The sequence below is a fragment of the Niallia sp. Marseille-Q9988 genome, assembly GCF_976954375.1.
In genome coordinates this window covers 490,764-501,055 of sequence record NZ_CDRJSZ010000004.1, presented here as the reverse complement: position 1 = coordinate 501,055, position 10,292 = coordinate 490,764, and the positions used below count along the sequence as shown (strand labels likewise).

The 10,292-nt window shown below is 35.0% G+C and carries 15 protein-coding genes; 10 read left to right on the top strand and 5 right to left on the bottom strand.

What is annotated here, in order from left to right; translation table 11 throughout:
* The 5 genes from ACWNMZ_RS09390 (at position 1) to ACWNMZ_RS09370 (ending at position 2,058) form a co-directional block, all read left to right on the top strand.
* On the top strand, positions 1–477 hold the full coding sequence (locus ACWNMZ_RS09390) for a Na+/H+ antiporter subunit E (protein ID WP_031536930.1): 477 nt from the start codon (positions 1–3) through the stop codon (positions 475–477).
* On the top strand, positions 477–764 hold the full coding sequence (locus ACWNMZ_RS09385) for a Na(+)/H(+) antiporter subunit F1 (RefSeq protein WP_031536929.1): 288 nt from the start codon (positions 477–479) through the stop codon (positions 762–764). The genes ACWNMZ_RS09390 and ACWNMZ_RS09385 overlap by 1 nt, the downstream gene beginning before the upstream one ends.
* Complete coding sequence (mnhG, locus tag ACWNMZ_RS09380) at positions 745–1,107, top strand: monovalent cation/H(+) antiporter subunit G (protein ID WP_031536928.1); 363 nt, start codon at positions 745–747, stop codon at positions 1,105–1,107. Before ACWNMZ_RS09385 ends, mnhG begins: the two co-directional genes overlap by 20 nt.
* Positions 1,108–1,220: 113 nt before the next feature.
* Positions 1,221–1,403 carry a hypothetical protein gene (locus ACWNMZ_RS09375; RefSeq protein ID WP_031536927.1) on the top strand — a complete coding sequence of 61 codons (183 nt, stop codon included), beginning with the start codon at positions 1,221–1,223 and terminating at the stop codon, positions 1,401–1,403.
* A gap of 274 nt (positions 1,404–1,677) precedes the next feature.
* Positions 1,678–2,058 (top strand): hypothetical protein, encoded by a 381-nt coding sequence (locus ACWNMZ_RS09370; RefSeq protein ID WP_048718477.1) that lies wholly within the window; start codon positions 1,678–1,680, stop codon positions 2,056–2,058.
* 115 nt (positions 2,059–2,173) lie between these two features.
* Here the strand turns inward: ACWNMZ_RS09370 and ACWNMZ_RS09365 are convergent, their stop codons facing one another.
* Positions 2,174–2,371 carry a hypothetical protein gene (locus tag ACWNMZ_RS09365; RefSeq protein ID WP_031536925.1) on the bottom strand — a complete coding sequence of 66 codons (198 nt, stop codon included), beginning with the start codon at positions 2,369–2,371 and terminating at the stop codon, positions 2,174–2,176.
* Positions 2,368–2,559, bottom strand: a complete 192-nt coding sequence (locus ACWNMZ_RS09360) for a hypothetical protein (protein ID WP_031536924.1) — start codon at positions 2,557–2,559, stop codon at positions 2,368–2,370. The genes ACWNMZ_RS09365 and ACWNMZ_RS09360 overlap by 4 nt, the downstream gene beginning before the upstream one ends.
* A gap of 74 nt (positions 2,560–2,633) precedes the next feature.
* On the opposite strand from ACWNMZ_RS09360, the gene ACWNMZ_RS09355 reads away from it, so the two are divergent.
* The 3 genes from ACWNMZ_RS09355 to ACWNMZ_RS09345 are packed head-to-tail and all read left to right on the top strand — an operon-like array spanning position 2,634 to position 4,963.
* The gene (locus ACWNMZ_RS09355; RefSeq protein WP_284561404.1) at positions 2,634–3,401 is read left to right on the top strand and encodes a glucose 1-dehydrogenase; all 768 of its coding nucleotides are present in this window, start codon (positions 2,634–2,636) and stop codon (positions 3,399–3,401) included.
* A gap of 48 nt (positions 3,402–3,449) precedes the next feature.
* Positions 3,450–3,947 carry a hypothetical protein gene (locus ACWNMZ_RS09350; protein WP_031536922.1) on the top strand — a complete coding sequence of 166 codons (498 nt, stop codon included), beginning with the start codon at positions 3,450–3,452 and terminating at the stop codon, positions 3,945–3,947.
* A gap of 2 nt (positions 3,948–3,949) precedes the next feature.
* Entirely contained in the window at positions 3,950–4,963 is a 1,014-nt protein-coding gene (locus ACWNMZ_RS09345) for an alpha/beta fold hydrolase (RefSeq protein WP_031536921.1), read from the top strand.
* 70 nt (positions 4,964–5,033) lie between these two features.
* Here ACWNMZ_RS09345 and ACWNMZ_RS09340 read toward each other — a convergent pair whose 3' ends face one another.
* Positions 5,034–6,536 carry a leucyl aminopeptidase gene (locus ACWNMZ_RS09340; RefSeq protein WP_449598603.1) on the bottom strand — a complete coding sequence of 501 codons (1,503 nt, stop codon included), beginning with the start codon at positions 6,534–6,536 and terminating at the stop codon, positions 5,034–5,036.
* Between the two features lie 405 nt (positions 6,537–6,941).
* On the opposite strand from ACWNMZ_RS09340, the gene ACWNMZ_RS09335 reads away from it, so the two are divergent.
* Positions 6,942–7,418 (top strand): divergent PAP2 family protein, encoded by a 477-nt coding sequence (locus ACWNMZ_RS09335; RefSeq protein ID WP_031536919.1) that lies wholly within the window; start codon positions 6,942–6,944, stop codon positions 7,416–7,418.
* Positions 7,419–7,550: 132 nt separating this feature from the next.
* On the opposite strand, the gene ACWNMZ_RS09330 is transcribed toward ACWNMZ_RS09335, so the two are convergent.
* On the bottom strand, positions 7,551–8,264 hold the full coding sequence (locus tag ACWNMZ_RS09330) for a 3D domain-containing protein (RefSeq protein ID WP_031536918.1): 714 nt from the start codon (positions 8,262–8,264) through the stop codon (positions 7,551–7,553).
* Positions 8,265–8,601: 337 nt separating this feature from the next.
* Here ACWNMZ_RS09330 and ACWNMZ_RS09325 point away from each other — a divergent pair, with 337 nt between their 5' ends.
* On the top strand, positions 8,602–9,594 hold the full coding sequence (locus ACWNMZ_RS09325) for an NAD(P)/FAD-dependent oxidoreductase (protein ID WP_031536917.1): 993 nt from the start codon (positions 8,602–8,604) through the stop codon (positions 9,592–9,594).
* 171 nt (positions 9,595–9,765) lie between these two features.
* Here ACWNMZ_RS09325 and ACWNMZ_RS09320 read toward each other — a convergent pair whose 3' ends face one another.
* Positions 9,766–10,131: a HesB/IscA family protein gene (locus tag ACWNMZ_RS09320; RefSeq protein ID WP_031536916.1), complete on the bottom strand. Its 366-nt coding sequence runs from the start codon at positions 10,129–10,131 to the stop codon at positions 9,766–9,768.
* Positions 10,132–10,292 lie beyond the last annotated feature (161 nt).

The following is a 10,292-nucleotide window of genomic DNA, read 5'->3' as shown; positions in this document are numbered from 1 at the left end:
ATGGCATTTCAATTATTATTAAATTTTCTTATCAGTTTTATTTGGATGTTTCTGAAAGGCTCCTTCGCTCCAGATACGTTTCTAATCGGGTTCATAATTGGCTTGATTCTTATCTATATTACAAGAAGATTTTTCTCAGATAAGTTTTATTTATACCGGGTTGTCTCCATTTTAAAGCTTTTAGGTATCTTCTTGAGAGAGCTAATCCTTTCTAATATTGAAGTATTAAAGGTTATTCTACAGCCAAAGCTGAAGGTAACACCGGGAATTTTTGCATTGGAAACGGAATTAACGAAGGATTGGGAAATAACTGTACTTTGTAATCTAATTACCCTAACACCTGGAACACTTGTAGTGGATATTTCAGAGGATAATAAAATTCTCTATATTCATGCCATGGATATTAGTGATAAAGAGGCAACGATTAGTAGTATCAAACATAACTTTGAAAAAGCCATACAAGAGGTGAGTATTTAATGTTCCAAACTATCATGAACATATCCTTATTTATCGTCTCTATCTCAACCATTTTATTTATTTATCGGGTTGTAAAGGGACCAACCACTCCTGATAGAGTGGTTGCTCTTGATGCAATCGGAATAAACCTAGTAGCTATTACTGCTATTTTATCAGTAGTATTAAAAACGTCAGCCTTTTTGGAAGTTATTCTTCTCATAGGTATTTTAGCTTTTATCGGGACAGTAGCTTTTTCTAAGTATCTAGAGAAAGGAGAAATTATCGAAAATGACCGAGACAATCATTAACATTATTATCGCTGTTCTTATTCTCCTTGGAGCCCTGTTAAGCCTTGTTGCAAGCATTGGAGTATTGCGCCTTCCAGATGTTTACACAAGAAGCCATGCAGCGTCCAAATCAGCAACTCTAGGGGTAATGTGTATCCTTCTTGGTGTATGTCTTTATTTTTTTCAGGCAGAACAAATTTTTAATTCTCGCTTAATTCTTGCGATTGCTTTTATTTTCTTAACTTCTCCAGTTGCAGGACAGCTTATTATTCGTGCTGCATATAATAGTAAAATACCAATGGCGGATGTAACAATTAGAGATGATTTAAAACAGGCAAAAGAGGCAGCCGCAAGGGAAAAATGAGTCCATCATTTCCCATTACTAACTGTTGCTTAGGATAGGGTAAACAATGAACTAATAGCGAATAATAATCAAGTCCTTTCTTAGGACCAAATCCATTAGAGGAGTGCCACAAAATGACGCATATTCGTGAAGGATTAATCCCTACTGTCCTTGGAACAGCTGTTACAACAGCCGGAATGGTAATGAAGCAAAATCGAAAAATTGATTCGATGATCTCCAATACAGTGTTCGGTTTTGGACTAGCCCACATCGTGCTCGGAACAATTGACCTAATCGAACACCGCCACAACTTTTAAGTAAGACGTATGGCGTGGAATTAGCTTTCCTAAGATACAGGAAGCAAGGCTTAATCCATGATTGACTTATCCATAGGGAACAGGCATTTAATTATACCATGATTCCCATGAATATAAGAAAAGACTATATAAAGACTTGAAATCATGAACGGTTATTTTAACCTGTAAATGATCTCAAGTCTTTATTTTTCTCTCGATACATATTTTACTTCTATTAAGAATAGGCTTTAAGAAGTGAAATGATTGATTATTCTGTACGAAAGGAATGTCCAGTATGTACCAAGCCCTTTTTTATCACCGCAATACGTATACTCCTGCAGCATTCCATCCATATCTTCATTATCCTATCTATTTTCGTGAATTTCCTGAAGTAAATCCTGCTAAGTTTATTGATTCTGCTAAAGACACATTAAATCTTTTATCCGATGCCGAAGCCTGTATAAAGCAGTTAGCTAATTCCTACGAATTCTCTAAAAACATAATGAGTGCAGCCCAATTATCTAAAACAGATACAATGGAACAATTATTTAAATCTATTGGTATGAAGGAAACACCTAAAATTTCCTATAATCCAGATGGCTTAACATTAAACTTTGATCACAAAAATAATCCTCCCAATTGCTGCTTTTTATCTGTTCAATTAAGATGGCGGTAAAAAATTTTTGCTAATGGATTCTTTCAGACTGCTTATAGGTGCAGACTGAAAGAATCAAAAACCAGGTCACACTAAATCGTCTTTACAAACATGTATAAAATTTCAAATTTGCTTTTTAGTAATAAGGATACGGTCCATAAGGCACTGGTCCATACGGAACAGGTCCATATGGTACTGGACCATAGAACGGTCTAGGTCTTACTAAAGCTCCTCCTAGAACTCCTCCTAATAAGCCACCCACAAATGGTGCTGCAAACCAAACTCTTGAATCTTGTTGCGGATATTGATATCGATATGGATAACCGTGCATCATTCGCAATTACCTCCACTCTCTTTATACTTTTTTCTCTCTACTCTATTTTCTATGCGAATGTCCCCTTTTTGGACTGGGCTATTGCCTTTAACAGCTAAATTTCTTCTAACATGAATTCTCTCTAATTTAACTAAATCATGTAGACGAACATTTAAAGTGAGATACAGGTTAGGCATAGGTAAATCCATCAATTTATTCACCCTTAGGACATTGCTTGTCTATACTATATGGAATAGATGTAGCAGGAGGAATGGTAAATAAAATGAATTCACTATTTGATTTAATGAATCAAACAGCAATCATTACTGGAGGTAGTCGTGGGTTAGGAGAACAAATGGCAGACACATTAGGAAATGCAGGGGCAAATATCGTCATTTGTTCTAGAAATGTAGAGCAATGTGCAAAAACAGCTGCTAAATTACAGGATAAAGGAATTAATGTGTTAGCCCTGTCTTGCGATGTTTCCCAAAAAGAGGATATTGAACAGGTTATTAGTAAAACAATCGAGAAATTCGGAACAATTGATATCTTAGTTAATAACAGTGGCACTTCTTGGATTGCGCCTTTTTTAGATTACCCTGAGGACAAATGGGACAATGTACTCGATGTAAATGTTAAAGGGACTTTTTTATTTTCACAGGCAGTCGCTAAAAAAATGGCAGAACAAAACCACGGAAAAATCATTAATATTTCCTCTGTTACGGCATTTAGCGGGACACCACCACAGCTATTAGACGCGATAGCATATAACACTAGTAAAGGGGCTCTTATTACGTTAACAAAAGAATTAGCAATTAAATTAGCACCATACAATATTCAAGTAAATGCGATTGCCCCAGGATTTTTTCCAACAAAAATAACGACAGTATTCGAAAATCATAAAAAGCAAATTAGTGCAAAAATTCCAGCAGGACGTTTAGGTAAACTAAATGATTTAGACGGAATCATTCTTCTTTTATCAGGAGAAGCATCTAATTATATCACTGGACAAATTATCGCTATTGATGGTGGACTTTCTTCCATACTGTAAAAAGCTTCTGTAGATGTTCAAAAAAAGAAAAGAAAGAGGGATAAGAAAATGGCTCATGTTACAATCGACTTTTATGAGTTATTAAAAAAAGGTGGAAACCTACTGCAATATCGGATAAATAACCGAATCAAAAATAGTTTAAATCAAATGTCTATCATTGATTTTACAAGTACAAAAACAAACCCATTAACAAACAAGCTTGATCAGATTCAAAACTACTCAGAACAATTAAGTAATTATATCAATCTTCCTACCAAAACAGATTTAGCAAATGCTACCCAATTAATTATTCAATCAGAAGAGAAAATTGATAATCTTGATGATCAATTGTATGAATTGACTAATATGATGAGAGAAGTAAAGCAATTAATAGAGCAATTAAGCTTTAGTCCATCCGATGATTATTCCTTACAGTTATCAAATAAAATGACAGAACAAGAACAAAGAATTTCCACACTGCAATATGAATTATCACAAGCAAAACAACAATTAGAATTACAAAAAGATGAAATCAGCCACTCCACTTTTCCTAATCAGGCGATATAATTATGGCAAAAAAAAATCTAGCAAATTTTATTCATACATTATCATATGACCCAGTTGTTGGACAAACAGAAAGGTATGCAATATGGAAAAAAAATAAAGCGACATTATGGTACTACCCTTCCAAAAAAAGAAAATTCAAAGAATCTATCTATCTTATTTATTCTATTGTCAATAAACCATATATTCTCGACTTAGGCCCTTCCATGAGTTTAATTGAGGCATTTAATAATGCAGGATATGATGCATATTTAATCGATTTTGGGATACCAGCATATGAAGATCGCCATCTAACAATTGATGATTATATAACAAAGTATATTCAACCAGGATTCAATCGGGCAATGCGACATGCAGACTCAGATTCCTTCACCGTCATTGGCTTTTGTCTAGGAGGTACACTTGCTACTATATTCTCCGCATTAGATAATGCTAATATAAAAAATCTCGTCCTTGCCGTTTCTCCAATCGATTTTTCTGCTTTTCCAGATTACGATAATTGGCTAAAAGCACTTCGCGAAGAGGAATTACACTTTGATAAACTTATTGATAAAATGGGAGTTATTCCTCCAGAATCGGTAAAATACGGGACTAGGCTGCTTGTGGCACCTGTGTCCTTTAGTCATTATTTAGCTCTTCTAAATCGCTCTGGGGAGAAAAACTACACGGAAAAATGGGCAAGGATGAATAAATGGACACTGGATCACATTCCAGTTGCCGGAGCAACACTTAAGCAACTTATGAACGACTTTGTAAGGGACAATAAAATGATTGAGGGTGGATTAACCATTCATGGAGAAGAAGTTAATTTATCAAAAATCGAATCCAATCTTCTCGTATTTTCAACAAAGAATGATCCCCTTGTTCCAAGTTCCCTCTGTGAACCAATCATGAATCTTGTCTCAAGCAAAGATAAATCCTTTGTTTTATTTGAAGGAGGTCATGCAGGTCTCGTTGCACATTCACATATGCCAGAACCAATGGAAAATTGGCTTAGAATTCATAGTACTCCCATTTAATTATAAGCCAAGAACCCCCTCACTAAAAATGGACGGGGTTCTTTTGCTGCTTATTTTTATTTTGCTATTGTTATTTCGTACTTTCAAATCTTTCTACAAATAGCGCAAGGGTTCTTGTCATTGCACCAGTTGCACCTGGCTGGCCTAAATCTGTTGCTTTACTTTGTGTAGAAGTTCCAGCAATATCTAAATGTACCCATGGAGTTTCTTCTGCAAATTCGCCAATAAATGCGCCACCCATAATCGCATGGCCAGCACCTCCTGGTGAATTATTTAAATCAGCTATTGGACTATTACGTACCAATTTTTTATGGCTTTCAAATATAGGTAGTCTCCACATTTGCTCTCCAGCTTCATAAGAAGCTTCTAACACTTTTTCAAATAAAGATTCATTGTTCGTCATTGCCCCTGTTGTTTCCATACCTAGTGCCGTAATTACACCACCAGTGAGGGTTGCAACATCAACAAGATAATTAGCGCCATGATGTTTCGCATAGGTTACTGCATCTGCTAAAACTAAGCGTCCTTCTGCATCTGTATTTAATACTTCTATCGTTTTTCCACTCATCGATGTAATGACATCATCTGGTTTAAACGCATGGCCGCTTATCATATTATCAGTCGATGGAATTACTGCAACAACATTTTGTTCTGGTCTTAGTTCACCAATAACTTCCATTGCACCAAGGACAGCTGCTGCTCCACCCATATCTGTTTTCATACCGACAATACCTGTTTTTGTCTTGATAGAATAGCCGCCTGTATCAAAAGTGATTCCTTTTCCTACTAAGCCTATTACATCTTCCCACTTTTCTTTTCCCTGGTATTTCAGCACAATCATTTTAGGTGGCTCTGTTGAACCTTGGTTAACTGCAAGGAGTGCACCCATACCAAGCTTTAGCATATCTTCTTTTTCTAAAATTTCTGCTTCAAATCCATATTTTCCTGCTAATTCTAATGCATAATTAGCTAAATCTGTAGCTTTTAACATATTGCCTGGTAGATTAACGAGTGTACGTGCTGAGTTTGTCGCCTGTCCATACACATACCCTACTGTAAGTGCTGCCGAAACCGCCTCTTCTTCCGCGTTGCTATATACCGTTATTTCCTCTATCTTCTTTTCTGGCTCATTTGACTTTTGCTTATAGCCGACAAATTCATAGGTTGCTAGACCAAATGCCTCACTAGATGCATGAGCAACATCCTCTGCTTCATTTTCTTCCGTAACAAAGGAATCTAAATAAATGGCCGTTTCCACCCATTTTTCTTTTGTAATACGTTTAAATGTTGCCCCAAATATTTCTTTAAGTTCGTCAAAAGAAAGCTCTTTTTCTTTTCCTAATCCAACAAAAACAATTCGTTTTGCTCCAATTTTTCCAAAAGTATGTATAACAGTAATGGATTTTTTCTTTGCTGAAAGATCTCCATCTTTTACTAGATTGGTTAACTCTCCATCAAAAAAATCATCTAATTGCTGAAGCTTTCCTTCTAATTTAATAGATTTGTCAAACAGGCCGACAATAATACTTTCATGATTATTTTGAAAATCCCATTCTTTGTGATAAGAAAACATATTTCCATTCCTCCATTCTATTTCTTCCTTTATTATAACGAATTTATACAACATTTCGTATACCTAATTACTTTTCTTCCATCCAATCTTTAAAATATTAACGGGTTTTTTTCAATTTTAAGTAGAAAGCACGATATTTGGTTATGTTATAATAAGATAAGTGGAAACATTCCTTAGAAGCAAGGATAATGCTGTCCTCAATAATTTTAAAAATGGAATTGCATTTTCTTCTCTCAATCGCTCAGAAAAAACAGAAAAAAATCATTCCACTCTCTATTTTCTATGCTCCACTGTCTACCTCCTTATTTCCATTAATATTCCTTATATGAAAGATTAGTAATGCGTTAAATAAGGTATACATACTAAAAGTACAGATTCTACAACAGAAATGATGAGGTGTTATTTATGGAATTACTAGCTAACTTCCCTTTATTTGCGAGCCTAATTGCAATTTTTTTCGCACAATTTGTCAAAGTACCGATTACTTTTTTTGTTACCAAAAAAATTGATTGGTCTCTGTTAACTAGTACTGGAGGCATGCCAAGCTCTCATTCAGCTGCTGTAACTGCCCTTTCAACTGCTATTGCTCTTCAAACAGGATTGGATTCACCGATTTTTGCTGTTGCAGCGATTTTTGCCATTATCACCATGTTTGATGCTACTGGTGTAAGAAGGCAAGCAGGGGAACAAGCAATCGTTTTAAATCGCTTAGTAAACGATTTTAATAAATTTTTAAATGATGCAAAGGGATGGCAAAACAAACCAGAACAAGAGAAAAGAAAAGAATTAAAAGAATTATTGGGACATAAACCTATAGAGGTGTTTTTCGGAGGAATAACGGGCATCTTATTAACGCTGCTATTACATATGCTTATTTATTAACAGCTCCTACTTATAAAAGTAATTATATAAAAAAGGATGCCTTAGAGGCAGTATTCCAAACAAGTTATGTACATTTGCTTGGAATACTGTCTTTTTAGGACATCCTTTTGGATTATGTGTGATGTATTTTGCTTATTTATTTTCTGCCTTCGTATACTGTTGACGGAATACTTGCATCGATTCTTCTTCATTCAATGCACTTAATGTCTCTTCTGTTAATTTACCTTTACCCATTTCTACTATGTATACATCTAGTGTTTTCTTTCCCCATTGGCTATAGACATCTTGTACTGTTTCATAGTATAAATCTACTTTATTTCCATTAATTGCTGAACCAGTATCAGCAACTACTCCAAATCCATAATCAGGGATGAAAAGAATTGTCCCAATCGGAAATACACTTGTATCTGCTGCAATGGTACTATATAAATCTCTTTTTACTTTTACACCTGAATACGTAATCCCAAATTGGGGGTGACCTGGGTTCTTCCCAGTTGATTCATATCCAGCCGTATAACCAGTCGCTACAACTCGCCTTGTTGGATATTGTGACCAATCTTTCATATTTTCCAACAATGGTGGCTTCCCCGCAACCTCTTTACTGGAGGAGATTTGTGTTTTCTCCACCAATGCTTTTTTAAAACTCTTTAATGCTACCCCAATTTGCTTAATTGTATGATCAAACTGACCGTTCGTCTCGCTTGCCTCTGATTGTTCATAATTATTATTACTAAAATTTATCGCACTTGCCTTAACACCTGATATTGACTGAAATGTAGTTAGTAGAGCTGCCATAAAAAGTAGCACCATTCCTACTCTTCTAAAAAACCTTTTATAAAAATTCATATTTTTCACTCCTCCCAAAACTATTCATTTCCCATATTCAAAGAATTTATTCATAAATAGTTAAAAAGAGTAACTTTTCTCCTAGTAAAATACCAAAAAAAGCTAAAAAACTAGGTGCTTAACTCTCTTAAACACTAAAATTTTTTATATTTGTACCACTAATCAAAATGAATAGAGCATAACGGAATAAAAAAATTATAGTAATTTTTCTATTAATAAAAAGGAAAAGTATGGACCTAGATTACTAAAAAATCTAAGTTTAAAAAAGTGAGAAATCATAATCATTATGATATGATAGCTTGTAGATTGAATCTTTTTGTAGGAGGGTTTTAGAAAATTGGAAGAAAACCAAACCATTTATGATATAACAGTTATTGGTGGTGGGCCAGTTGGAATGTTCACTGCTTTCTATGGAGGGATGAGACAAGCAACCGTTAAGATTATCGAAAGTCTCCCTACACTTGGCGGCCAGCTGACAGCGCTCTATCCTGAAAAATATATATACGATATTGCGGGCTTCCCAAAAATTCGCGCCCAAGAGTTAGTAGATAATTTAGAAGAGCAAATGAAAAAATTTGAGCAGTCCATTGTGTTGGAACAAGCTGTTCAAACGGTTGAAAAGCAAGGGGATGGTGTATTCAAAATCACTACAGATAAGGAAGTCCATTATTCCAAAACCATTATTATTACTGCTGGAAATGGAGCATTTCAGCCTCGTAAATTAGAATTGGAGCAAGCGAAAGATTTTGAAGGAAAAAACCTTTATTACTTCATCAATGACTTAAATCAATTTGCAGGTAAAAAAGTAATGGTATTTGGCGGTGGAGATTCTGCTGTAGATTGGGCATTAATGCTAGAGCCCATTGCTGATACAGTTTATTTAGCACATAGACGTGATAAATTCCGTGCACATGAGCATAGTGTAGAAAATCTTAAAAATTCAAAAGTTAACATTAAAACACCTTATATTCCGTCTGAATTAGTTGGAGATGAGGAGATTAAACAAGTTATTCTTGAGAATGTAACTACACAAGAAAAAGAAATTATTGATGTAGATGCAGTCATCGTAAACTACGGATTTGTTTCTTCTTTAGGTCCAATTAAAGAATGGGGCTTTGACATTCAAAAGAACTCTATTGTTGTTAACAGCAAAATGGAAACAAATATTCCAGGGATTTATGCAGCTGGTGACATCTGCACATATGATGGAAAAGTTAAATTGATCGCTACTGGATTTGGCGAAGCACCTACAGCTGTCAATAATGCGAAAACATATATGGATCCAAAGGCACGAGTACAGCCGCTTCATAGTACTTCATTATTTAAGTAAAAAGAAGAATTATTTAAAGACTGATGATAATCGTTCCCTTTCTGAAAAGGAATGTGATTACACTCAGTCTTTTATTTATCTATCTAGAAATTAAAAAAACACCACTAATCATTCATGATCCCTCTAACTGTTGGTTTCAATCCTGATATAGTGATGTTTTTTTATTTTATATTAGCATTCCTCAGGTGTCCCAGCCACTTTCGCTGTACGGAAAGATGACCCACAACCACATGAGGCAATCGCATTAGGATTGTCGATGGTGAAGCCTCCACCCATCAGGGATTGCTTGTAATCGATTTTTGTACCCTTTAAGATTGGACCATCATTTTGATCTACTAATACACGAATACCAAATTGCTCAAACAATTGGTCATTTTCTTCTTTTTCCGGTGAGAAGCCCATTCCATAAGATAATCCACTGCAGCCTCCACCTTTTACTGCTACTCTTAAATAAGAATTTTCTTCCTCATTTTCCTTCATCATTTCTTTTATTTGAAGAGCAGCGGCTTCTGTAATGTGTACGATTTCTTCTGTCACTGTACATTCTCCTTTCGTCCTTTTATTATTTTCTATTATATACCTCCATTTAAAACTACTCAACTGAATGAAACGGAGTAAAAGATTGGTAATAATATCTTTTCTCCTTTATTTGCTTTCCTTCACACACAAACAGGGACTATGTACCTATTTATAATATT